This window comes from Yersinia vastinensis (assembly GCF_902726565.1).
GTDB classification, from domain to species: Bacteria; Pseudomonadota; Gammaproteobacteria; order Enterobacterales; family Enterobacteriaceae; genus Yersinia; species Yersinia vastinensis.
Genome location: NZ_CACVAF010000001.1, coordinates 224,279 through 249,606, shown reverse-complemented (window position 1 = coordinate 249,606; position 25,328 = coordinate 224,279). Strand labels below are relative to the sequence as shown.

The following is a 25,328-nucleotide window of genomic DNA, read 5'->3' as shown; positions in this document are numbered from 1 at the left end:
CTCATTCCGGTTTATGCGTTGCGTCGGCAAACTGAACACACTACTATCGACACATATATTCACTCATAAATGACTCTCTAATGCAGAAATTACGCCTAATTTGCCTCGCCATGCTAAGTCTCACTCTTTCTCTGAGCGCTTATGCTGAAGAAAAACGCTACATCTCTGATGAGCTAGATACCTACGTTCATAGTGGCCCCGGTAACCAATACCGAATTGTTGGCACACTAAAAGGTGGGGATGAAGTGACCCTGATAAGCGTTAATGACGGCACAAATTATGGCCAAATCCGCGACAGTAAGGGAAAAACGACATGGATCCCGCTGGATCAACTGAGTGAGACACCAAGTTTACGTGTTCGAGTACCTGATCTTGAGCAGCAGGTCAAAACACTGACGGACAAACTGGCGAACATTGATAATAGCTGGAATCAGCGCACCGCAGAAATGCAGCAGAAAGTGGCGGCCAGCGACAGTGTTATCTCTGAATTGCAAAAAGAAAATGAGTCTCTGAAAAACCAGTTAGTGGTTGCTCAGAAGAAAGTCAGCGCGGTGAATCTGCAATTAGATGACAAACAGCGCACCATTATCTTGCAATGGTTTATGTATGGCGGCGGTGTGGCGGGAATTGGCTTGTTGCTGGGCCTGATACTGCCACACTTGATCCCAAGCCGTAAAAAGAATAACCGCTGGATGAACTGACACCCATTTGGTACGAAGAATCTCTATAGGTTGTCCACTCAGGGCGGCCTATAGGTCAATCTGTTCTCCACACCCAACTATACTGAACTGATTGCTGGTAATTTTTGCGGTCAGTTATAGAATCGTCGCCATCTCCGCTTTATCTCCAGCGCTATCACACCAAGAACGAAGGGTTTAACTCAAAGTTATTGGCGTTATGGCTAGGCGGCAAACGAATGAATCCCGATGAGCTTACATCAGCAAGTGATTCGGGTGAATGAAAGCAGCTAACAACGCAATAACGTCAAAAACGAAGGGTTAGTTAATATGGAAATCTACCTGGTCGGCGGTGCCGTCCGCGACAGCTTATTAAACCTCCCCGTTACTGAACAGGATTGGGTCGTCGTGGGCGCTACCCCGGAACAATTACTGGCGCAAGGTTACCAACAAGTCGGTAAAGATTTTCCTGTATTCCTTCATCCTGTGAGTCATGAGGAATATGCTCTGGCCCGCACTGAACGAAAATCAGGCCAGGGCTATACTGGTTTTACTTGTTATGCCGCGCCTGATGTGACGTTGGAAGAAGATTTACTGCGTCGCGATTTGACCATCAATGCGATTGCTCGTAATCATGATGGAGAGCTATTTGATCCCTACAATGGTCAACAAGATTTAGAGCATCGCGTGTTACGGCACGTCTCTGATGCGTTTGGCGAAGACCCACTGCGTGTTCTACGCGTTGCCCGTTTTGCTGCTCGTTTTGCTCACTTGGGCTTTACTGTCGCCCCTGAAACTCAATCATTGATGGCGGCAATGGCCAAAAGCGGCGAGCTTTCAGCTTTGACACCAGAGCGAGTGTGGAAAGAAACCGAGAAAGCGCTGAAAACACAAAGCCCACAAATCTATTTTCAGGTCCTGCGTGATTGTGGCGCACTGGCAGTTTTGTTCCCTGAAATTGATCGCTTATTTGGTGTCCCTGCTCCAGAAAAATGGCATCCCGAAATTGATACCGGTATTCATACGCTGATGACGCTCGCCATTGCCGCTCAACTCAGTCCAGAAGTTGACGTGCGCTTTGCTGCTCTGTGCCATGATTTAGGCAAAGGACTGACACCAAAGGAATTTTGGCCTCATCACCACGGACACGGCCCTGCGGGAGTCAAGTTAGTTGAGCAGTTATGCCAACGTTTACGAGTGCCAAACCCGGTGCGAGACTTAGCAAAGCTGGTCGCGGAATATCACGACCTTATCCATACAGTGAATAAGCTCCGCCCTGAAACCCTGCTTAAGCTGTTTGATGCAATTGATGTTTGGCGCAAACCTGAGCGCCTTGAGCAGATGATTATGACCAGTGAGGCTGACGCTCGGGGCCGTACCGGTTTTGAAGATAATCCTTATCCACAGGGTGATTATCTGCGAGCCGCGTTCCATGTGGCGAGTGGTGTATCGGTGCAGGAAGTGGTTGCCACTGGGCTGCAAGGCTTGGCTATTCGTGACGAGCTAAAACGCCGCCGTCAGCTTGCATTAGCACAATGGAAACTAACTCAAGAAGTGGTTTCGCCTTAAGTTCTCGGTGGTACTAACATAAAAAAAGCCCTGATTATTCAGGGCTTTTTTTATGGGGAATAATCACTGAATCACGATATATAGACCCAATACACTGCGGCAGCTACCACAAAGCGATAAATGGCGAAAGGCACAAAAGAGATGCGCTTAATCAGTGATAGGAAGGTTTTGATAGCAATCAGCGCGACGACAAATGCAGTGATGAACCCGACGGCAAACATCGGTAAATCACCCCACGTCAGGAAATGCAGGCTTTTATATAAATCTAACCCACTCGCCCCTAGCATCATCGGTACAGCCAAAATAAAGGAGAATTCAGAAGCGGCGTAACGGTTAACGCCAACCAGCATCCCGCCAGAAATAGTGGCACCTGAGCGAGAGAAACCCGGCCACAACGCCAGACACTGGAAGCAACCGATCGCAAAGGCTTGGCGATAAGTAATATCATCCAGCCCAATAGCCTTAGGATTTTTCGGTTTAAACCATTCGGCCGCTAGCAACAATATGCCGCCAGCGACGAGTGCATACATCACACTGTGTGGGTTAAACAGTGATTTGATAACATCGTGAAAAACTAACCCTAAACCCACTGCTGGGAGCATCGCCAATAAAATATGGCCCAATGTCAGGTGCCCACTGGTTTTCCCTTCGTGAGGGACTTTACCGAAATGAATGCCAATCAGGCCGAACAAGCGCCGCCAGAACACGACGACCACAGCCAAAATCGACCCTAACTGAATAATAACCTCAAAGGTTTTTGCTTTATCGCCGGTAAAGCCCAAAAGCTCGCCGACAATAATCATATGCCCAGTAGATGACACCGGTAGAAACTCAGTAAGCCCTTCCACCACACCCAAAACAAAAGCCACAAACAGCGAATACATATCCGTCATCTACGATACCCAAGCCATGTGAGATCACAAAAAAACGGCAATGCTGCAAACTGTACCGATAAAAACAATATCGGTCGTTAACAAAACAATGCCGTTCAAATTCAATATTGCTTAATTTATCACGCCATATGATGCAATCAGACCACATTATTGATGCTGTGTTGCACTTTTATGTCACGACAGCGAAAAAATATGCTATCTACAGAGCAATGCGTCAGTTGGGCCGTTGGCCGCGCTCAATCACCACGCCGACATTGCGTGCTTGCGCCACAGCTCCCGGTTTACTGACCTTAATTCTCACCCATGGAGAATTAAACTGCTGGAGTAATAGCTCGGCAATCTCTTCAGCCACTCGCTCAACCAACGCGAAACGCTGCGATTCTACGTGTTTTATGATGGTGTCACTGATATCTGCGTAGCTTAGGCAGTCATTGACATCATCACTGACGGCTGCCTTACGATTATCCCAGCCCATTTCGATATCGAACACCAGCTTTTGCTGAATGGTCTGTTCCCAGTCATAAACACCGATAGTGGTTATGACACTGAGTTCCTCAATAAATACGATATCCATCACGTCATTCTCTGTTTTTGTGCCTGCCGGATACCACTTCCAGCCGAATATGCGTATTATCCACTGATGTTGCGATTAAAACGATCATTATTCGACAGGGCGGTGTTATGAGTGCTATCGCGCTTGGCATGATTATCTTCGCGTATTTGTGTGGCTCGATTTCCAGTGCAATCCTGGTCTGCCGGGTTGCCAAGCTACCCGATCCGCGTGAGCATGGCTCCGGCAATCCCGGAGCAACCAACGTACTGCGCATCGGTGGCCGTGCTGCTGCCGCAACAGTACTGATTTTCGATGTACTGAAAGGTATGCTGCCAGTTTGGATTGCTTACCTGCTACACGTTTCGCCACTCTATCTTGGCCTGACCGCCATTGCAGCCTGCCTTGGTCATATTTACCCGGTATTCTTCCACTTTAAAGGTGGCAAAGGTGTTGCCACGGCATTTGGTGCTATTGCGCCTATCGGCTGGGATTTGACCGGCCTAATGACCGGCACTTGGCTGTTAACCGTGTTACTGAGTGGCTACTCATCTTTAGGGGCCATTATCAGCGCCCTGATAGCCCCCTTCTACGTCTGGTGGTTCAAACCCCAATTTACCTTCCCGGTCGCCATGCTTTCCTGCCTGATTTTGATGCGTCACCACGATAATATCCAACGTTTATGGCGCGGCAAAGAGAGTAAAATCTGGGATAAACTCAGAAAGAAAAAGCAGAAAACCCCTGCCGAAGAAGCCGCAGAGTTAGAAGAGAAAGAAGATTAATTTATTGAATTACTTCACCACCCCGCCAAAGTCAGAATGGCTAAGCAGGAGCGAGGCAAGGCGCAAAGGAATGAAAAAACGCAGTGGACTTATGGTCCATGAGTATTTTGAATGACTGCGGCAACACAGCCGCAGCCCCGCTTAGCCTTTCTGATCAGACTTTCGGTAACTCACTCAACGGCCAGCGCGGTCTCACCGACACCGCCAACTCGCTATTCACACCGCTTTTCAGCCGAATCAGCCCCGCATAAGCGATCATCGCGCCATTATCGGTGCAAAATTCAGGCCGTGCGTAAAAGACTTCACCGCCACGCTTTTGCATCATTTCTGCCAATTTTGAGCGCAAGGTACGGTTAGCGCTCACGCCGCCGGCAATCACTAAACGTTTAAAACCGGTTTGATCCAGTGCGCGTTTGGATTTGATTGCCAACGTATCAACGACTGCATCTTCAAACGCGCGGGCAATATCAGCGCGTGTCTGATCATCGTCACCATTCGCTCGAATAGTATTCGCCGCAAAGGTTTTCAGGCCAGAAAAACTGAAATCCAGCCCTGGGCGATCAGTCATTGGGCGCGGGAAAGTAAATCGCCCAGCGATCCCCTGTTGTGCCATACGCGATAACATCGGCCCGCCAGGATAATCCAACCCTAATAATTTAGCTGTTTTATCAAAGGCTTCACCTGCTGCATCATCGACAGACTCCCCCAACAACAGATACTCACCAATACCCGTCACACTGATTAGTTGTGTGTGACCACCAGATACCAGTAGCGCAACAAACGGGAACTCTGGTGCATTATCTTCCAACATCGGCGCCAGCAAGTGGCCTTCCATGTGATGGACGGGCACAGCGGGGACACCCCAAGCAAAAGCTAATGCGCGGCCAACGGTCGCTCCTACCAGCAATGCGCCAACCAAACCCGGACCTGCGGTATATGCCACACCATCAATGTCCTTGGCGCTAAGATTGGCTTCTTTCAACGCGGCTTGAATCAATGGCACAGTTTTGCGCACATGATCACGGGAAGCCAGCTCTGGCACTACGCCACCATAATCAGCATGCAATTTAACCTGACTGTACAGTTGGTTAGCCAGCAGACCGGTTTCATCGTCATACACTGCAATTCCGGTTTCATCGCAGGACGTTTCTATACCCAAAACTCGCATTACATTTCCCATCATTCACGTGCGGCCGACAGTTTAGCATAACCGTGTCTCACGTCATGATTTCTGATCCTAAATTGAACAGAAAAGCGGCATTTTGGCACGCCAATAACGTGAATGTTGTTGATAGTTGTCGCATTTGAAAAGAATGTTGATAAATTCGCTCAATGGCCCTGTTTAGTATATAATCAGCGGCCGTCGCACTCTCGGCACCAACTTTCTTGTAAAGAACGGGGGCGACATCACAGGGGCGTGCCTGTTTCAATTTGCTGTGGTGCTTTACAAAGCAGCATCCATTGAAGTAAAATTCCGCACCATTTTGAGAAGGCTGGCGATTGGCCAGCAGCAAACCGATTTCTATTGAGGTGAGAGGCACATGCCGGTAATTAAAGTACGTGAAAACGAGCCGTTCGACGTAGCTCTTCGTCGTTTCAAACGTTCCTGCGAAAAAGCAGGTGTTTTAGCTGAAGTTCGTCGTCGTGAGTTCTATGAAAAACCGACTACCGAACGTAAACGCGCTAAAGCTTCTGCTGTAAAACGTCACGCGAAGAAATTGGCTCGCGAAAACGCACGCCGCACTCGTCTGTATTAATTCTTCGGGGGTAACCCCACCGCGTCATTTTTTATGTTCTAAGAATGCGCAGATCGAGTAGTTGCATACGAAGGCCGTGCTTTCCGAAAGGAATGCGCGGCTTGTTCTCGTTTATGGACTGACCGAATAGGGGCTTATGGCTGGACGAATTCCACGTGTATTTATCAATGACTTGCTGGCTCGTACCGACATCGTCGATCTTATCGATGCCCGGGTAAAGCTGAAGAAGCAGGGCAAAAATTATCACGCGTGCTGTCCGTTCCATCATGAGAAAACACCCTCATTTACCGTTAACGGCGAAAAGCAGTTTTACCACTGTTTCGGCTGTGGCGCTCATGGTAATGCTGTTGATTTTTTGATGAATTACGATCGACTGGAATTTGTCGAAAGTATTGAAGAATTAGCCACCATGCACGGGCTGGAAGTGCCTTACGAGGCAGGAACCGGCACCACCCAGATCGAACGTCACCAACGACAAAGTCTTTATCAACTGATGGAAAGCCTAAGTGCATTCTATCAACAATCACTCAAGGGCCAGAACGCCAATCAGGCACGCGAATATCTTAAACATCGCGGTTTGAGTGAAGAAATCATTCAACATTTTGCTATCGGTTTTGCCCCCCCAGGTTGGGACAATGCCTTAAAACGTTTTGGTCGTGATGGCGAAAGCCGCACTGCGCTGAACGATGCAGGGATGTTGGTGACTAATGATACAGGGCGAACTTACGATCGTTTTCGTGAGCGCGTCATGTTCCCTATCCGCGATAAACGCGGGCGTGTTATCGCTTTTGGTGGGCGAATTCTGGGTGACGGAGTGCCGAAATACCTCAACTCCCCGGAAACAGAAATTTTTCATAAGGGCCGACAATTATACGGCTTGTATGAAGCGCAAGTGAACCACCCCAACCCAACCCGCTTACTCGTGGTTGAAGGTTATATGGATGTGGTGGCACTGGCGCAATTTGGTATTGATTACGCTGTTGCCTCACTGGGTACAGCAACGACCGCGGAGCATATTCAGTTATTATTCCGCGCGACGGATAACGTCATTTGTTGCTATGACGGTGATCGGGCAGGTAGAGATGCAGCCTGGCGCGCATTGGAGACTGCACTGCCCTATCTCAATGATGGACGTCAGTTACGCTTTATGTTTTTACCTGATGGCGAAGATCCCGATACTCTGGTACGTAAAGAAGGAAAAAATGCATTTGAACAACGGATGGAGGAGGCGCAGCCACTCTCAACCTTCTTGTTCGAAACATTGATGCCGCAGGTTGATTTGAGTAGCCCAGATGGGCGCGCCAAATTAAGTACTCTGGCACTCCCTCTGATAAGCCAAGTGCCCGGTGAAACCTTGCGTCTTTACCTGCGCCAACAGTTAGGTAGTAAGTTAGGTCTGCTTGATGATAGCCAGCTTGACAAGTTGATGCCGAAGCAGTCTGAAAACATAAATAGCTACCAGCCGCCCCAGCTAAAACGCACAACCATGCGTATACTTATAGGGCTACTGGTACAAAACCCACAACTGGCTACACTTATCCCCTCGTTGCAGGGTGTTGAGCAAGCCAAGTTAGCCGGTTTACCGTTATTTATTGAGTTGGTTGAGACTTGTTTAGCCCAACCGGGGTTAACAACCGGACAGTTATTAGAACTGTACCGTGATAATAAATTCAGCCAACAACTTGAAACTCTCGCAACATGGAACCACATGATTGTTGAGGACATGGTCGAACAGACTTTTGTCGACACGCTAACCAGCCTGTATGACTCCATATTGGAGCAACGTCAGGAAACACTTATAGCGCGTGATCGTACACATGGATTAAACGCCGAAGAACGTAAAGAGCTTTGGTCTTTGAATCTGGCGTTAGCCAGAAAAAAATGAAATACCTAACGGCTTAATTGCCGATAAATGTGGGGGCGAATCCCCATAACATGCCGTCATAGCGGGCAACGGCGACAAAAAAAACAGCCCCAAATGCTATTGTTGGCGGTTTCGCCGACCGACACCAACCCAAATACTCTGAAGTGTGGATACCGTCTTATGGAGCAAAACCCGCAGTCACAGCTGAAGCTACTTGTCACCCGTGGTAAGGAGCAAGGCTATCTGACCTATGCTGAGGTCAATGACCATCTGCCGGAAGATATCGTCGATTCCGATCAGATCGAAGACATCATCCAGATGATTAATGACATGGGCATACAAGTGCTGGAAGAAGCACCTGATGCCGATGATTTAATGCTGGCCGAGAACACCACTGATACCGACGATGACGCGGCTGAAGCTGCTGCACAGGTGTTGTCCAGTGTTGAATCCGAAATCGGGCGTACTACCGACCCGGTGCGTATGTACATGCGCGAGATGGGTACCGTTGAGCTGTTGACACGTGAAGGTGAGATTGATATCGCCAAACGTATCGAAGACGGTATCAATCAGGTTCAGTGTTCAGTTGCTGAATATCCTGAAGCCATTACTTACCTGTTGGAACAATATGACCGCGTTGAAGCGGGTGAATCTCGTCTATCTGACCTGATTACCGGCTTTGTTGATCCAAACGCTGAAGAAGATATTGCACCAACAGCAACTCACGTTGGTTCTGAATTATCCTCTGAAGAGATGGATGACGACGACGACGAAGATGAAGACGACGAAGAAGAAGAAGACGATAACAGCATCGATCCAGAGCTGGCTCGTCAGAAATTCAGCGAATTGCGTGAGCAGTACGAGAACGCGCGCATGGAAATCAAGAAAAACGGTCGTAGCCATGCAAATGCTGCTGCCGAGATTCTAAAACTTTCCGAAGTCTTCAAACAGTTCCGTCTTGTACCGAAGCAGTTTGACTATCTGGTCAATAACATGCGTGCCATGATGGACCGCGTTCGTACCCAAGAACGCATCATCATGAAACTGTGTGTTGAACAGTGCAAAATGCCGAAGAAAAACTTCGTGACACTGTTTGCGAGCAATGAAACCAGCGACACTTGGTTTGCAGCCGCAATCGCCATGGGTAAACCATGGTCTGAGAAACTGAAAGATGTATCGGATGATGTTCAACGTAGCTTGCAGAAACTACGCCAGATCGAAGAAGAAACCGGTCTGACAATTGAGCAAGTAAAAGACATCAACCGCCGTATGTCTATCGGCGAAGCGAAAGCGCGTCGTGCCAAGAAAGAAATGGTTGAGGCTAACCTGCGTCTGGTTATCTCTATTGCAAAAAAATACACCAACCGCGGCCTGCAATTCCTTGATTTAATTCAGGAAGGTAATATCGGGTTGATGAAAGCAGTAGATAAATTTGAATACCGTCGTGGTTATAAGTTCTCAACTTATGCAACTTGGTGGATTCGTCAGGCAATCACCCGCTCTATCGCGGACCAGGCGCGTACCATCCGTATTCCGGTGCATATGATTGAGACAATTAACAAACTCAACCGTATTTCACGCCAGATGCTGCAAGAGATGGGCCGCGAGCCAACGCCGGAAGAGCTGGCTGAGCGTATGCTGATGCCGGAAGACAAGATTCGCAAAGTGCTGAAGATTGCGAAAGAGCCAATCTCAATGGAAACCCCAATCGGTGATGATGAAGATTCACATCTGGGCGATTTCATTGAAGATACCACTTTGGAACTGCCGCTGGACTCTGCAACCTCTGAGAGCCTGCGTTCTGCCACTCACGATGTGTTAGCTGGCCTGACCGCGCGTGAGGCGAAAGTTCTGCGTATGCGCTTTGGTATCGATATGAACACTGACCACACGTTAGAAGAAGTGGGCAAACAGTTCGACGTTACCCGTGAACGTATCCGTCAGATCGAAGCTAAGGCATTGCGTAAACTGCGCCATCCAAGCCGTTCTGAAGTGCTGCGTAGCTTCCTTGACGATTAATCGTCAATTGCAGTGACAAGCACACAAAAAACCCCGGCATGCCGGGGTTTTTCTTTTTAGCCTGATACTGAGTATTTTGGCGATATCCATCTCTCTCTACCCATTAAGCCCGTAAAAAACCTTAATTTTGTGCATAAAACACCCATCTGATTCTTCAGCTCTAGACCGCAGGATAAAAACTACCGTATAATCAGCGCCCAAGTCTGGCCCCTTAGCTCAGTTGGTTAGAGCACGCGACTCATAATCGCTTGGTCACTGGTTCAAGTCCAGTAGGGGCCACCAAATTTAGAAAGGAGTTAGATGAGCAATCGTCTGACTCCTTTTTTATTTGTTTTGAATCACCGACGATGCTCTGTTTAGAATAAAAAACACAAAAAAAGAGGTGCCGTTTTCACTGGCACCTCAAACGTCAAAGAAGAGTGATGGATTTAAGGATAGATTTTATATTTCTCGCGTAGCTTTAAATAATTATTAATGCCGGGTTGCCAGTTGGATTCTAGATAATTTACTGTTTCATCAATGGTCAATTTCCTTTCTGTGGCTTCTTCCATTAATTTAACCAAACTGCGTGTACCGGTTAATTTAGCGAGCCAAAGGGGACGGATTAAAAAGTATTTTTCCTGATAATCCAGATAGTTGGACTCCATTTGTGGTGGGATGACCATTGAATAACCCGCCTCTTTAAATTTGAACCACCATTCAACAAAATAACGTATCGTCGGTTGGATATCGGTTATATCTGTTGCAGAAAATCTCTCGCCACAGACTTCTTTCCCCGCATGCGGCCACCCTGTTTTCTGCTGGTTAATATCAACGTCATAACAGGTATTAATATAAAACTCCTTACTTGGGAACCCTAATTGCTCAAAAGGATAATCCGAGCCTCTCCCCATATTGACACTGGTTGCTTCAAATATTCCCAAAGAAGGATAGAGATGAATAGCCAGATCACTGCGTAAATTGGGCGAAGGTCTCACCGGCAATGAATACGGTGACTCATGTGTATAATTCCCCATGGCGATGACCGTCAAATTCTGAGGAGGAAACTGATAGGCTTTGACACCAAAAGCTTTCCAATGAGTATCATCAAAATGCGTTAGCCATCCCTCATTCACTATCATCTTAGCAAACTCACCCGACGTCAGCCCATGTACCATAGGCACAGGATGCATCCCTATACCCGAGATATTCTCTTCTTCAAGAATTGGTCCGTAGACATGATTACCCAGCGGATTAGGTCTGTCGAACACCATAAACTGCTTATGGTACTTTTGCAGACTTTCCAGCATATGGTGCATAGAAATGGTGTAGGTAAAATAACGGACACCCACATCCTGTAAATCATAAATAACAATATCGACATCAGATAATTGTGCCTCGGTAGGATGTGCACGCACGCGACCATCCTTATCTCGACCATACAACGAAATAATAGGGAGACCGCTCTGTTTATCAATATGATTATCATCGCCTAACCCAGCCTCAGCATTTCCACGTATGCCATGCTCAACAGAGAATAATGTTGTCACAGTGAAATGGTATTTTTTTTGCTCAGATAATAATTTGTCGATGGTATGACGCCCTTCTTTATTAATCGAGCTTTGGTTTACCATTAAGCCAATGCGCTTATTTTTAAGTTGTGGTCCATACACATTTTCCTGATCGATACCTAAAATAATGTCTTGAGTGACCTTGGCATAGCCAACATTTATCATAAATAATGAACACAGACACAATAATGTTTGCAGGAAATATCTCATTCCTTATCTCTCACGATTAATGAATTAATATTCTGATATAGCTTAATTAATATCAGAAGTTATGCCTCAACTCTACCGCCCAGAACCAAAAATTGTTACTGGTCTTATTGTTATTTGTCCAAGTCTGCTCAGGACGATAATAAGTATCTGCAAATATTGAGGTTTGCTTCGTCAGTGGATAAAGCACTTGGAAACCATAGCGGCTACGATTTTTTTCTTTATACAGTGTTTCATGATTATTCGAGTCACGAAAACTCTGTGTCCCCTTGACCAAGGCCAAGCGCGTATAGGGCATCAGTAGTAAACCATTATCAAATTTATAGCGGTAAAGGCCCCATAAGAAATGCTCTTTGTTATAAAGGGTATTTACCAACTGTTCATCAATGTATAAATAGTTGAGCCAAAGTGAGTTTTTCTGGTTAAAAGTGATATTAGCCCCAGCGAAATGCTCATTAATTTGACTCCAATCTCGTTTATAGACTCCGTAATTTCCTTTGGCACGTGCATAATCTAACTTCCGATCTATCAAGCGAAATGAGAGACTGGCGTTAAAACTTAGACTTTCTGAATATTTATAATATGCCTGTGGACGGATCCAAATTTCGTGCCGTTCTTCACCTTTACGAACATCTCCCTTATAGGCAGGATCTGCCAGTACTGGATTATTAATCGAAGGGAAGTGCCAGTTGTCGTTACGATAACCAAGACGTAACTTTGTATTGCCACTTTTACCATCATAAGTAAAAGGAAAAGTTCTGGTGACCCCAGCCTGCCAACGTGTACGGTCATATTCTGGATTATTGTCCAAATATGTTTTTAAGAACTGAACGTCATATAACCATAATGAGTCATTCTGATAGATATACGCACCGACATAAGGTGATGTTGCCATACTTCCTTTGATAAACTTCCAACTCTCGTCACTGTCTATTTCTTGCTCTGCGCCAATATAGGTATCAAAATTCCATGCTTTTTGTCTTAGCTTATCTTGTGCCTCTTTTTTTTCTTGTTCTATTTGTTGGATTCTTTTATTTAACTTAATAATTTCTTGGTCATAGTCAGTTTCAAATTCATCGGCAAATACGGGCATGCACATCGCTATGGCGCTAAGCACCATCAATCCTTTTGCTATATTCATTTTAACCTTCCGTGATATTTATAACATTGTTAATCCATAACCACGTGGATAGAGTATTTGGCTATTATCTGGTGTTCTAATATCAACAGGTAACTTTCCGCGAGGCTCTGCCAACACATCTAACTTACCCTTTGGTCCTTGGAATAATGTTCGTAGTCCGCTGCGAATGTTTGTTTCCAGACTGTTGCGTACGTTATTGGTCACATCAAATCCAGTAATACCATAAATTGCGATATTAGCTTTAACACCAGATAAATAGGCTATGTCGTAAGGATTTCGGCTAGATATCACCACTAGAGGGATATTCTCTTTGTTAGCAGCATCGATAATTCGCTGCGCATTAACAGGATTAAGCTTAAGGTTATAAGTTGCCAAAATAATAAAGTTCTGTCCCTTGATCTGATTTGCTATATCCTCAGAGCTAATATCATCTTTATCCAGTTTGATCACTTGGCTTTTAACATCAAAGGTGACATGAAATTGATTTGCAATATCATGAAGGTGTTTGGTAATTAGCTCATTACGTGGTTTTTCATCAGAAAACACCATTATGCCATTCTGCGGTTTAAGATGATAAGGCAAAACATTATCGTTTTTAATCAGTGTGATAGCCTGTTCAGAGATAAAGTTCTCAATATTTTTATGATTTTCTGAAGCAACAATTTTTTCCGCTATTGCAGTATCATGTGGATCTGGAGAAATACGCTTATTGAGTTTGGTATAAATCACCCGCTGCGCGGCATCATCAATGCGTTGTTTAAGTGCTGGGTCCTTTGCAGATTCAGCCTTCAAATAGCCATAAAGTGCATTAAGTTGTTCAACGCTAGCGCTATTTTTAATTTCCATCGGCATTAATACAATGTCATTCCCCGCCATAATGGCTTGTTTAATAGACCAGTTGCGATCAAAATTGTTGGTAATAGCCCCCATATCCATGGCATCAGTCAGAATTAAACCATTATATTTAAGCTGATTGCGTAAAATATCCGTTAGGATCGGCTTCGATAATGTCGCGGGGGTACCAATTTTCTCGCCTTTAATATTTGTCAGCTGGGTGTTATCAAGTGCCGGTACGACAATATGAGCAGTCATAATGGCATCGGTCACCGGCATAACATCAACAAAGGGTTTTAGCTCTATTTGTTGCCATGCAGCTTTATCAATATTAACAGTTGGTAGCGCAAAGTGAGTATCCGAGGAGACATTGCCATGGCCGGGAAAATGTTTTAGCGAAGTCAGTACATTGGATTTATGAATACCCTGAATATAACTACGTGCTAACTCCCCCACCAGCACCGGATCATCTGAGTAAGAACGGACCCCAATGACAGGATTATTTTGGTTATTATTGACATCAACTACTGGACCAAAGTTAAAATTAAAACCAAGGCTGGATAATTCATAACCATGTACACTCCCGGCTTGTTGCGCCAGTTTTGCTGATCTTGTCGCCCCTAATGCCATATTTCCCGGCATTTCAGTCCCGACTCGTAAACGGGTGACATATCCCCCTTCTTGATCGGTGCTAATAAACAACGGTAAATTACTACGAGCACGCTGTAGATTATTAATGAGCTCAACTGTCTGCGGGGTATCAATTAGATTTTCTCTAAAAAGAATAATTGAGCCTAAATGGTAGTCATGAATTATTTGGCTGACAGTATCATTGATTTCAGTGAAGGGCTTTTTATCACTGCTGTTATCATTACTCCACGAACGAATATCAACCATCAATATTTGCCCAAGTTTTTCATCAAAATTCATTTTAGAGATGACTTTTTCAGCTGATATTTTTGGTGATAACCACATTTCTTTAAGTTGTGAGTCTGGAATAACACCTGCATTTGTGCAGGTGCTAAATAATAGAATCGCGGGTATTATTTTTTTCATTAATTCCTCCGTTATTTACGTTTGCCGGGGGATTTTACTTTTTAGCTCACGCAATAAAGTGATAATTATCACAGTTGATTGATTCACCATTTTTCACTAAAAGGAATATTATTATTCCTTTTTTATAAGTTTATTTCCTAAAGCCTGATACTTAAGGCTCTGGAGCAAGGAATAACTTTTCGACATCAGGAATACTTATTATTATTTTTTTCTCGATATCACTATTTAACAGCCATCCATGACTCATATTGTAGGAAATCTCTTACTAAATGAAAACTGTAAAAATAAAAGCTGGCAATGAGATAGCCTGGATATATCACCTACATTACTGAAAATGCTATTCGTCCCGGCTCGCATATATCAATCATCCAGATTATTTATTGTCATACTTGCGTTCAGTATCAATGGTTTAGCCATTTCTTGTCGCAGTTGCATTAATGCCAGAAAAATCAGATCGGTGAGTGTATTTTGAGCCGTTCGCGAAGAAATCGAAGAGCTTCTCCACTCATTTTCATCAGAAATACTCTCAAGGACATAATCTGCAATTTTAGCCAGCGGAGAGACTTTGCTGCCCGTAATGGCTATTACAGTTGCCCCCTGTGCTTTAGCAACAGTTGCAGCAATTCGCATATCTTTCCTTCTACCGGTGAAAGAGAGGACTATCTGCACATCTTTAGGGGTCAGTGTCAGGGCAGCAGCAATCTGCACATGAAGGTCGGCTTCAACAAGGGTCACTATACCTATCTTCTGTAATTTGTAACTCAGGTCTTTTGCTGTAAGCCCTGATCCCCAAATCCCCACAATCTGTACTCGTGAGGCGGTATTAATCAGAGAGACAACATGCTGGAAAACAGAGAAATTTATCTTGCGAGTTGTCTCCATAATGGAGGCCGTTTTCTCGTGTGCCAGTTTTTGCGCCATCACCATCAGTGAATCTTCTGATGAGATGGAGTTATGTAGCGCTTTATGTGGGTAAGATTTAAATAAATTATTCCGTCCCAATTCCTCGCTAATGGCAAGTTTCAACGCAGGGAACCCTTTCATTCCAATCTTCTGACTAAACTTTACGATGGCTGATTGGCTCACACCAGCATCCTCTGCAAATTGAGAGGAAGAAATGCTGAGGATCGCCTCTGGGTTATCAAGAATATATTTTGCAATTTTTTGCTGATTTTCTGCCAGCTCAGGCAGTAACCAGGTTATTTCATTTAGAATCGACATCAAAAATTTCCCTGTAAAAAACAATAGATTATTCCAGCATCAATACCTTTATTACCTAGGCGTAACTGCATAAATATTATGAAAATAATTTTTATATTTGTGGTTTTTTATCTGTGCTTATTCCTCAAATTGCTCATGCTTAGAATAGATTTTGCCGTGATAAACATCACATTTAATAAATAAATAATTCCTTAACATCGCCGATAATTTAAATAAAAGGAAGTCCCAATGAAGATTAATCTAAGCTCAATGGTTACGGAAAGCCGAAACCCCGCTAGTGCTCAAATTGACACTCTTTCAACACTGGATATGCTCGAGATTATCAATAATGAGGATAAAAAAGTCCCTTTTGCGGTAGAAGAAAAACTGCCTGAAATAGCTAAGGCGGTTGATCTTATTGCAGAGGCTTTCGCACAAGGCGGCAGATTAATTTACTGTGGGGCAGGGACTTCTGGGCGATTAGGCATTCTGGATGCCAGTGAATGCCCACCGACTTATGGTACACCACGGGAGATGGTCGTTGGCCTCATTGCTGGCGGAAATACCGCTATTTTACAGGCCGTTGAAAATGCCGAAGACAGTCGTGAAATGGGCGAACAAGACTTGTGCAACCTTAACTTTAATGCCCGTGATGTGCTCGTCGGTATTGCTGCGAGTGGTCGCACACCCTATGTCCTCGGAGCGATGGCTTATGCGCATCGTGTTGGGGCGACGGTTGTGGCCATCTCTTGTAATCAGAATAGCGAAATGAGCAAAGTAGCAGATATCGCCATTGAAGCCCTCGTCGGGCCAGAAGTTGTCACCGGCTCTTCACGAATGAAAGCAGGAACCGCACAGAAATTAATTCTAAACATGCTAACGACTGGCGCCATGATCCGAAGTGGTAAAGTTTATAGCAACCTGATGGTGGATGTTGAGGCAACCAATGCCAAGTTGGTACAACGCCAGATCGACATTGTTGTTCAGGCAACGGAATGTTCCACCGATGAGGCGCAAGACGCACTTAATGAATGCAACCGCCACTGCAAAACAGCCATTATGATGATACTAAGTGGTCTGTCTGCTGAAGATGCGGGAGCGATCCTTAACAAGAATAAAGGATTTATCCGTAAAGCACGGCAGGAGATCAAAGTATAACTATGGCAAAAATAACGGGTTCGACGATAGAACAAATTTTACTCTGCATTGGTGGGCGTCAAAATATCACCGTCTGCGGAAACTGCATGACAAGGTTGCGTCTCACGTTACGAGATCGTCAGCTCATACAATCAGAAAACCTGAAGAAAATCCCCGGAGTCATGGGGGTGGTCAATGGCGACGATCAACTGCAAATTATTCTTGGCCCGGGCAAAGCTCAAACGGCCAGCGAGATGATGAACAAGGTTTTAAGTGCTGAACCACAGCAGGCCAATGGCAGCACTGATGATGTTGATCTACAAGTGCTGGCAAGCCAGACCAAACAACAGATGAAAGCAAAACAGAAAAGTGCTGTTCATAACTTTCTGACCAAATTCGCGACCATCTTTACCCCACTTATCCCGGGCTTCATAGCCGCAGGCTTATTGCTGGGGATAGCAACGCTACTGCAACAAACACTGGTTTTGGAAGGTGTAACCCCATCCTCATGGTTGGTGGGGCTTATTGCTTACATGAAAGTGTTCAGCATCGGGTTATTTACTTTCCTGAGTATCCTCATTGGTTTTAATACTCAGAAAGCTTTTGGTGGGACCGGCGTCAACGGTGCGATTATCGCTTCGTTATTTATTTTACGTTATGTACCAGAAGGGACCGTTGGCTATTACGCTGGGATGGAAAACTTCTTTGGGCTGGTGATTGATCCCCGCGGCAATATTATTGGTGTTCTACTGGCGTGTATGGCGGGTGCATGGATTGAGCGGCAGGTGCGCCGATTTATTCCTGATAATCTGGATATGATCCTCACTTCGACAATCACGCTACTGATTACCGGTGCAATTACCTTTGTGGTCATTATGCCTTTAGGTGGCGAGCTGTTTAAAGGCATGTCTTGGTTGTTTATGCATTTAAATGGTAACCCTTTTGGCACGGCTATTCTCGCTGGGCTATTCCTGATTGCCGTGGTTTTTGGTATCCATCAAGGGTTTGTGCCGGTCTATTTTGCCTTAATGGATGCGCAAGGATTTAACTCGCTATTTCCTATTTTAGCCATGGCGGGTGCAGGCCAAGTGGGGGCGGCATTAGCTCTTTATGCGCGGTCACCAAAAGGGTCTGTTCTGCGAACTCAAATTAAAGGGGCTATCTTCCCTGGACTATTGGGTATTGGTGAGCCACTTATTTATGGTGTGACGTTGCCGCGCCTGAAGCCATTTATTACCGCCTGTGTCGGGGGGGCTGCGGGTGGCTTCTTTATTGGTCTTGTTGCTTGGATGGGGCTACCGGTAGGCTTGAATACCGTATTTGGTCCATCAGGTTTAGTGTCTATTCCGCTGATGACATCAGGACAAGGGATCTTTGCCGGAATGCTGGTTTATATCGCCGGCCTACTGATTTCATATATCGCTGGATTTATTCTGACTTGGTTTTTCGGACACAAGAATATCGATTTAAGTTAGCGTGTTATCGCCAAACATTCTTAATGTGGCCCTGTATTACAGGGCCATTCTATTTTATTCAGTAATATGAATTTGTGGTTAACGGCTTTTATACAGGTTATATCCCAGTTCTTGAGCTACTGAGGCCACCATTTTTTGCCCACGAACACTATTGCCTATCGGATCAAGTGGCGGCGAAAATGCGGCAATACCCATCACACCGGGTACAACCGCTAGAATACCGCCCCCAACACCACTTTTACCCGGTAAACCCACGGTATATGCCCAATCTCCTGAGCTGCCATACATCCCTTCCATTGTCATTTCAGCTAGAATAAATGAGGTGTTTGACGCTGTCAGAACCTGCTTTTTCGTGACCGGATTAACACCGCTTGCCGCAAAAGTTGCCCCCATCGTTGCCAGTTCAATGGTGTTGAGCAACGTTGAACATTGACGAGTGTAGACGTCACATGCCTCCATCGGATCGCAGTACATTGCTTGCGCAGAATAGAGTAGCCACGCAATGGCGCGATTATGAAAATTAGTAGTTTGCTCTGAATGGTTCACTTCATCCGACATCGAAATTGGTGCGCCCGCGAGTTGCTGTTGGATCTCTAAAATTCGCGCCCAGCGATTTTCCCGATCACTCGCCTTAATCAGACTCACTGTAGACATCGCGCCGGCGTTAACCAGTGGCGACAACGGCTTACCATTATGTAGCTCCAATGCAATAACCGAGTTAAAAGGCAAACCGGTAGGGTCGGCACCAATTTTGTCTTGCACCGCCTGTGGACCAACATCTTCTAGAGCTAAGGCGAGGGAACATACTTTCGAAATCGACTCAAGGGCAAAGCGAAAATCAGCATCGCCTTGCGAGATAATATCGCCATCAACGGTCACAATGGCCACTGCAGCGAGTTGACTGGGAACACTGGCCAGATAGGGAATATAGCTGGCATTTTCCCCTCCGGAGAGGGTGGCATATTGTGAATAAGCATTCTTAACAGCTTGATTTAGATGAGCTAGGCCAATAGTCATAACACTGACTCCACCGCTTAATGTCATTGAGCAGGGAGCCGAAGCCGCCCTGCTTATACAGAGGAAGGAAACTAACTTTTTGGCGTGTTTGCCGCAGGTATTTTAGTTGCAGCCGTTGCCGTCACATCACTGGTATGTGTTGCCGATAAATTTGGGATGCCCGGATGTCCATTCTCGGCTTCCCACGTAAATGGCGCAAAATCACTGTTGGCATCACGCCAGTGAGGTTTACGAACGAGATAAATCAAAAATGGTAATACAACAAAGAACAATGTCGTGGCGATCAAAATGCCCACATATTCCGTAGGACTCCCTACCGAGATTTGGCTGGGTGGAATAAAGCTGAAGACGAAAGCCAGAATCGAGCCAAGTAGCCCCGCACCACCAATAATCCACATCCCGATAGTCCCACCGGGAATATGATACGGACGAGGCCGGTTCGGCTGGCTGTAGCGTAGATAAATAGCGGAGCCAAACATCAGCATGTACATGATGAGATACAAGATAACGGTCAGTTGACTCATTATTTGATACGCAGCTTGCACCGAAGGTAATACGACAAACAGGATTGCCAGTAAAGTCACCAATAATGCCTGAAGCAACAGTATATGTGTCGCCATGCCATTTTGATTAGTATGTTGCCACCAGCGCGGCAAATATCCGGCTTTAGCCACAACCAGTAAACCAGAGGATGGGCCAGCGACCCAAGTCACAACCCCCGCCAATACACCAATCGCCAATGCAAACGCGACAATCGGCCCCAACCACTCTAGTCCAGCCCACTTAAACATGGCGTCATAAGCAACTAACAGACTTTGTGTCAGGCTAATGTCCGACTGCGGGATAATAAAGGCGATAGCTAAAGTCCCTAATACGAAAATAAGCACCGTTCCCACGGCTGAAAACATAATGGCAATCGGGTAATTTCTATTGGGATTATCCACGTCTTTAACATGGATGGCATTCATCTCCATACCGGCATAGAACAAGAAAATACTCGCTGCCAGTACCACGTTATCGAAGTTGGTAAAATCAGGGACCACCTGATCCCAAGCCAATTCAATTTGTGGTGCTCCTCCGCCAAGTAAGTAGGCGAACCCCAATACAATCAAAATAATCGCCGGAATAATGGTGCCAATAATACCGCCCCATTTTGATACTTTGGCGAACGTCGCAACCCCTTTAAAGGCAATAAAGGTCGCGAGCCAATAAATAAATAGCACTATTCCCAAGACAAAGAATTTATTGGCAGATAGAGCCTCATCCCATCGTTGTTCTGGGCCAATGAAAGCCAGTGAAACAGCTGCAAATGTCAGCGCAGTGGGGAACCATACGGTGACCTCAATCCACAACATAAACATGGCAAGAAAGGCTAAACGGGGGCCAAAGGCTTCACCAACCCAACGGAATACCCCTCCTTTTTCAGGCCAACCCGTGGCTAGTTCAGCAGCAACTAATGACACTGGAATTAAGAAAAATACAGCGGCAAAGAGATAATAAAATATTGAACTCAAGCCATATTCAGCTTCAGCGGGTAATCCCCTGAGACTGACAACGGCCACAATATTCATGATCGCAAGCGTAGCAATACCCAGTTTTTTTACCGGAGCGGCTGGCTTGGCAGTACTGGAGACATTATTCGGCATAATTTATCCACCTTATTCGCTGGCATGACGCCACCTTGGTTTAAAGGCTCAAATCAGAATAAGAACTGCCTAGCCTTAGGTATGATTAAAACTATTCTGACTAGCCTCGCCACCTAGGGATGGATGTTCACTCAGGTATTTCAGTGAGGATTTAAAATCGTCTAATAGCAACCCTGCAAAATCCATTTCGAATCCGCGGCGGCACATAATACGCATCACGACCACATCGGACATACCACCGCTGAGTGTAAATGCAGGGACTTGCCAGCCACGTAGCCTCAAACGTTCCGAAAGATCATAGAGGGTATAACCCGGTTTAGCCCCCTCTTTGACACGGAAACAGATAGCAGGAATCCCCTCATACGGGCCGCCACTGCAATAGAATTCATAAGGCCCCAATGGAGCAATCTCTTTCGCCAGAAACTCTGCAACCTGATAACAGGCGCTCTGTACCTTGGTATAGCCTTCACGCCCCAAGCGAATAAACTCATAATATTGGGAAATAACCTGCCCCGCCGGACGCGAGAAGTTGATAGCAAAGGTACCCACTTGGCCACCAAGATAATCGACATTAAATATCAGCTCTTCAGGTAAGGCCGCAGCATCACGCCAAATAACCCAACCACAACCCAATGGAGCCAGCCCGAATTTGTGCCCGGATGTACTGATCGATTTCACTCGAGGCAAACGGAAATCCCACTCAATATCTGGGGCCACAAAAGGCGCTAAGAAACCGCCACTTGCGGCATCGATATGCATGTCTATATCGAGACCTTTTTCTTTGTGCAGCTTATCTAGTGCATCATGCAGCGGTTTAGGAAACTCATAGTTTCCGGTATAAGTCACACCGAAAGTTGGTACTACACCAATGGTATTTTCATCACAGGCATCCACCATCCGTTGTGGATCCATAAATAATTGCCCCGGTGCCATGGGGATTTCACGCATTTCTACATCCCAGTAACGAGCAAATTTATGCCAACACACCTGCACTGGCCCACAAACAAAATTAGGTTTATTCGTCGGTTTACCGGCCGCCTCCATTTTTTTACGCCAACGCCATTTCATGGCCATACCACCGAGCATACAGGCCTCTGAAGAGCCTATCGTATTGGTTCCAACACCTTGCCCATCCTTTGATTTAGGTGCATTCCATAAATCCGCCATCATATTTACACAGCGCATATCTATCGCCGCTGATTGCGGATATTCCTCTTTATCAATCCAGTTTTTATTTATCGAAAGATCCATCAGCTTGTGGACATTATCGTCATCCCACGTCTGACAAAATGTTGCGAGGTTTTGCCGCGCATTTCCATCAAGAAATAGCTCATCGCTAATGATTTGAAAGGCAATATCTTCGCGCATTTCTTCTTGGGGAAAATTTTTATCTTCCGTCATATTACGGATTGCTTGAGAACCAAAGCGGGAATCCAATAATGTCGAACGATAATCATCTGCAGATTTTTTAGTCATTTACGACCCCTATTCTAATTGAGGAGAATTCAATTAAAAGCTTATGAAATCAAAAAACTATAAAATATGATGTTATTATTGAATTTATTTAAAAAATACATCACCAACGAAATATTATAATTTCACGTGATGATAAAAAGTTAGCACCAGATAAAAAATGCGCCACTATAAATACAAATATGTTTTTTAATAGATAGATAATTACCATATTATTTACATTGTATTTTTCATTTATTTGGAAACTTATAAGAATTATTTTTCTATTCAACAATTACAGATCATGGCCATCGAGCATTTCATCAAATGAAATTGAAGTTTTCACACTTGTAAACGCTACCATTAATATCCTGTCAGGCTATTTTTACCGCTGATGTACAGGAAAAATTCCACCGCATAATCAGTTGAATCTCATTAATTTTTTTAATATATATTGTTCGACCTATACTCATGGGAGTTATCGATAACTCAGTTCAGACCTTACAGGAGTCATAGTCATGCTGAATATAGATCGGAAATACCTTATGGATATTGATGAAGGAACGTTGAAAAAACAACGGCTTATTATGCGAATCATTGCAGTCCTGTTGCTATTAGGCGGGATTTTCTGCTTGATTAACCCATTAGCCTCTGGTGCGGCCTTGAGTACTATCATCGGTATTCTACTGCTGCTCAGTGGTATTGCGCTTATCATCGGGATGATAGCTAATCGCTCTCATAACCTCTGGCCGATGGTGACGGGTATTTTAGTGGGTGTGGCATACATAGTGATGGGTTATGTATTTATTACCAATCCTACAATTGGGATGATAAGTCTGGCCATTGTACTCGGCGTGCTGTTTGCTTTTGGTGGGGTGATGCGGCTGATAACTGGTTTTAAAACATGGGGATTGCCTGGCGCATGGCTGCAAATCTTATTAGGTGTGCTTGATCTGTTTATTACCTATCTGCTGGTGAGCGCTGGGCCACTAATGTCTATCACGATGGTGACCACATTGGTCGGGATTGAAATGTTGTTTAGCTCATTTAGCTGTTTTATGGTCGCGGGCTTATTTAAACGTAACTCATAAATTTCCTTCCTCCGCGGTATCGTGAACAGCGATACCGCTATTCTGAAAATAAGACGAAAGGTATATAGTCAATTTTTCTGCTTTGACGAGAGTCACTATGTCCCGTAGTCAGCGCCTACTTGATTTAATTCAAATTTTACGCCGTCATCGCTATCCGATGACTGGGGCAGCGCTGGCAAATGAGCTGGCAATCAGCGTGCGAACACTTTATCGCGATATCGCCACCCTGCAACAACAAGGTGCTGATATTACAGGTGAACCCGGATTAGGCTATGTGCTGCGCCCTGGTTTTATGCTACCGCCATTAATGTTTTCTGAAGAGGAAATTGAAGCGCTGGTACTGGGGTCACGCTGGGTTAGTGATCGTGGCGATACACAGCTTAGGGCGGCAGCTCATAATGCTTTAGCAAAAATTGCGGCCGTTTTACCCGCGGACTTACGCGACGAGCTAGATGCTTCAACGCTGTTGATCGGCCCGGTCGATCATATGCCAGACTGCGAGTTGGCCTTGCCTATATTGCGCCGCGCAATACGTGGTGAGCGAAAAGTCGATATGACTTATCGAGATTTGAAAGGGGCGGAGTCCAGTCGCCGTATCTGGCCGTTTGCTATTGGCTTTTTTGAACAAGTCCGTGTGGTGATTGCTTGGTGTGAGTTACGCCAAACTATCCGTAATTTCCGGGCAGATCGTATCAGCGCGATTGCATTGACCGAACAGCGTTATCCTCAACGTCGGCATCTATTATTAAAACAGTGGCGTGAAGCTGAAGGAATCGAAGAACAATCATTGCTATCTACACCGCCCAGAAAATGACTTTTTCTCTCTCTTTGAAATAGATAATCACTACTGACAGAAACTGTCAGTAGGCCCCACTAAGATAGAACTCAGTTAAGCGACATTGAGCTGACACACTGCGTATCCATCTCATTATATTGGGGAAATATTATGACAGATCCAAACTTCATCATTTTATACGTTGATAGCCCGACCCAAAGTGCCGCATTTTACACCGACCTATTGGCGAAAGATCCGGTGGAGTTACATCCTACTTTTGCCATGTTTGCACTGGATTCGGGTGTCATGCTGGGATTATGGTCAAAACATGATGTTGAGCCAGCAGCGACCGCTACAGGAGGTGGCGCTGAAGTGGCTTTTGCTCTGGCAGACAAAGCGGCAGTGCAATCTTTATATGATGACTGGCAGCAGCGTGGTCTACCGATTTTGCAAATGCCTTTGCAAATGGATTTTGGTTATACTTTTGTGGCATTAGACCCTGATGGTCACCGCCTGCGGGTCTTTGGTGATTAACTGGCAATCATATTGATAAATGAAGGGAATATGCTCTACCCGCATCATCCCTTCATTTGATACTTATCTCCCAACCAATGTCATATTCATGACGGCTATCAC

The 25,328-nt window shown here is 45.2% G+C and carries 21 protein-coding genes and 1 tRNA gene; 12 read left to right on the top strand and 10 right to left on the bottom strand.

Annotated features, from left to right (window positions below; genetic code table 11):
- Positions 1-80: 80 nt before the first annotated feature.
- Together HUZ92_RS01090 and HUZ92_RS01085 are read left to right on the top strand one after the other, a co-directional pair.
- Positions 81-701, top strand: a complete 621-nt coding sequence (locus tag HUZ92_RS01090; protein ID WP_050097771.1) for a TIGR04211 family SH3 domain-containing protein — start codon at positions 81-83, stop codon at positions 699-701.
- Positions 702-1,007: 306 nt separating this feature from the next.
- Complete coding sequence (locus HUZ92_RS01085) at positions 1,008-2,246, top strand: multifunctional CCA addition/repair protein (RefSeq protein WP_050097770.1); 1,239 nt, start codon at positions 1,008-1,010, stop codon at positions 2,244-2,246.
- Positions 2,247-2,317: 71 nt separating this feature from the next.
- Here the strand turns inward: HUZ92_RS01085 and bacA are convergent, their stop codons facing one another.
- Positions 2,318-3,139, bottom strand: a complete 822-nt coding sequence (bacA, locus tag HUZ92_RS01080; protein ID WP_145580109.1) for an undecaprenyl-diphosphate phosphatase — start codon at positions 3,137-3,139, stop codon at positions 2,318-2,320.
- Positions 3,140-3,353: 214 nt separating this feature from the next.
- Positions 3,354-3,713: a bifunctional dihydroneopterin aldolase/7,8-dihydroneopterin epimerase gene (folB, locus tag HUZ92_RS01075; protein ID WP_050097768.1), complete on the bottom strand. Its 360-nt coding sequence runs from the start codon at positions 3,711-3,713 to the stop codon at positions 3,354-3,356.
- A gap of 107 nt (positions 3,714-3,820) precedes the next feature.
- Between folB and plsY the strand changes: the two genes are divergently transcribed.
- The gene (gene plsY / locus HUZ92_RS01070; RefSeq protein WP_032911234.1) at positions 3,821-4,471 is read left to right on the top strand and encodes a glycerol-3-phosphate 1-O-acyltransferase PlsY; all 651 of its coding nucleotides are present in this window, start codon (positions 3,821-3,823) and stop codon (positions 4,469-4,471) included.
- A 154-nt stretch (positions 4,472-4,625) separates the two neighbouring features.
- On the opposite strand, the gene tsaD is transcribed toward plsY, so the two are convergent.
- Positions 4,626-5,639, bottom strand: a complete 1,014-nt coding sequence (gene tsaD / locus HUZ92_RS01065) for a tRNA (adenosine(37)-N6)-threonylcarbamoyltransferase complex transferase subunit TsaD (RefSeq protein WP_050100753.1) — start codon at positions 5,637-5,639, stop codon at positions 4,626-4,628.
- 373 nt (positions 5,640-6,012) lie between these two features.
- Here tsaD and rpsU point away from each other — a divergent pair, with 373 nt between their 5' ends.
- The 4 genes from rpsU to HUZ92_RS01045 all read left to right on the top strand — a co-directional run bounded on the left by rpsU (position 6,013) and on the right by HUZ92_RS01045 (position 10,393).
- On the top strand, positions 6,013-6,228 hold the full coding sequence (gene rpsU / locus HUZ92_RS01060; RefSeq protein ID WP_001144069.1) for a 30S ribosomal protein S21: 216 nt from the start codon (positions 6,013-6,015) through the stop codon (positions 6,226-6,228).
- Positions 6,229-6,364: 136 nt separating this feature from the next.
- The gene (gene dnaG, locus HUZ92_RS01055) at positions 6,365-8,113 is read left to right on the top strand and encodes a DNA primase (protein ID WP_050100749.1); all 1,749 of its coding nucleotides are present in this window, start codon (positions 6,365-6,367) and stop codon (positions 8,111-8,113) included.
- Between the two features lie 159 nt (positions 8,114-8,272).
- The gene (gene rpoD / locus HUZ92_RS01050) at positions 8,273-10,111 is read left to right on the top strand and encodes an RNA polymerase sigma factor RpoD (protein WP_050296209.1); all 1,839 of its coding nucleotides are present in this window, start codon (positions 8,273-8,275) and stop codon (positions 10,109-10,111) included.
- A 205-nt stretch (positions 10,112-10,316) separates the two neighbouring features.
- Positions 10,317-10,393: transfer RNA gene (locus HUZ92_RS01045), tRNA-Ile, on the top strand.
- A 146-nt stretch (positions 10,394-10,539) separates the two neighbouring features.
- Here HUZ92_RS01045 and HUZ92_RS01040 read toward each other — a convergent pair.
- From HUZ92_RS01040 to HUZ92_RS01025, 4 genes are all read right to left on the bottom strand, one after another.
- Positions 10,540-11,871, bottom strand: a complete 1,332-nt coding sequence (locus tag HUZ92_RS01040; protein WP_050100746.1) for an exo-beta-N-acetylmuramidase NamZ family protein — start codon at positions 11,869-11,871, stop codon at positions 10,540-10,542.
- Between the two features lie 52 nt (positions 11,872-11,923).
- Positions 11,924-13,009, bottom strand: a complete 1,086-nt coding sequence (locus HUZ92_RS01035; RefSeq protein ID WP_050140181.1) for a hypothetical protein — start codon at positions 13,007-13,009, stop codon at positions 11,924-11,926.
- 18 nt (positions 13,010-13,027) lie between these two features.
- Positions 13,028-14,899: a glycoside hydrolase family 3 protein gene (locus HUZ92_RS01030; protein WP_050140182.1), complete on the bottom strand. Its 1,872-nt coding sequence runs from the start codon at positions 14,897-14,899 to the stop codon at positions 13,028-13,030.
- A gap of 360 nt (positions 14,900-15,259) precedes the next feature.
- A complete protein-coding gene (locus HUZ92_RS01025; RefSeq protein ID WP_050100740.1) occupies positions 15,260-16,120 on the bottom strand; it encodes an SIS domain-containing protein in 861 nt (286 codons plus the stop codon).
- A 228-nt stretch (positions 16,121-16,348) separates the two neighbouring features.
- Between HUZ92_RS01025 and murQ the strand changes: the two genes are divergently transcribed.
- On the top strand, positions 16,349-17,257 hold the full coding sequence (murQ, locus tag HUZ92_RS01020) for an N-acetylmuramic acid 6-phosphate etherase (RefSeq protein WP_050100739.1): 909 nt from the start codon (positions 16,349-16,351) through the stop codon (positions 17,255-17,257).
- 2 nt (positions 17,258-17,259) lie between these two features.
- On the top strand, positions 17,260-18,711 hold the full coding sequence (gene murP / locus HUZ92_RS01015; RefSeq protein WP_050100737.1) for a PTS N-acetylmuramic acid transporter subunit IIBC: 1,452 nt from the start codon (positions 17,260-17,262) through the stop codon (positions 18,709-18,711).
- Between the two features lie 78 nt (positions 18,712-18,789).
- Here the strand turns inward: murP and glsA are convergent, their stop codons facing one another.
- The 3 genes from glsA to HUZ92_RS01000 all read right to left on the bottom strand — a co-directional run bounded on the left by glsA (position 18,790) and on the right by HUZ92_RS01000 (position 22,850).
- Positions 18,790-19,728: a glutaminase A gene (glsA, locus tag HUZ92_RS01010; protein ID WP_050100735.1), complete on the bottom strand. Its 939-nt coding sequence runs from the start codon at positions 19,726-19,728 to the stop codon at positions 18,790-18,792.
- 71 nt (positions 19,729-19,799) lie between these two features.
- Positions 19,800-21,374 (bottom strand): putative glutamine/gamma-aminobutyrate antiporter GadC, encoded by a 1,575-nt coding sequence (gadC, locus tag HUZ92_RS01005; RefSeq protein WP_050100733.1) that lies wholly within the window; start codon positions 21,372-21,374, stop codon positions 19,800-19,802.
- Between the two features lie 75 nt (positions 21,375-21,449).
- Positions 21,450-22,850: a glutamate decarboxylase gene (locus HUZ92_RS01000; protein WP_145580110.1), complete on the bottom strand. Its 1,401-nt coding sequence runs from the start codon at positions 22,848-22,850 to the stop codon at positions 21,450-21,452.
- A 494-nt stretch (positions 22,851-23,344) separates the two neighbouring features.
- On the opposite strand from HUZ92_RS01000, the gene HUZ92_RS00995 reads away from it, so the two are divergent.
- The 3 genes from HUZ92_RS00995 to HUZ92_RS00985 all read left to right on the top strand — a co-directional run bounded on the left by HUZ92_RS00995 (position 23,345) and on the right by HUZ92_RS00985 (position 25,226).
- On the top strand, positions 23,345-23,917 hold the full coding sequence (locus HUZ92_RS00995; RefSeq protein ID WP_050100729.1) for an HdeD family acid-resistance protein: 573 nt from the start codon (positions 23,345-23,347) through the stop codon (positions 23,915-23,917).
- A gap of 97 nt (positions 23,918-24,014) precedes the next feature.
- The gene (locus tag HUZ92_RS00990) at positions 24,015-24,731 is read left to right on the top strand and encodes a helix-turn-helix transcriptional regulator (protein ID WP_050100727.1); all 717 of its coding nucleotides are present in this window, start codon (positions 24,015-24,017) and stop codon (positions 24,729-24,731) included.
- 132 nt (positions 24,732-24,863) lie between these two features.
- Complete coding sequence (locus tag HUZ92_RS00985) at positions 24,864-25,226, top strand: VOC family protein (RefSeq protein WP_050100725.1); 363 nt, start codon at positions 24,864-24,866, stop codon at positions 25,224-25,226.
- Positions 25,227-25,328 lie beyond the last annotated feature (102 nt).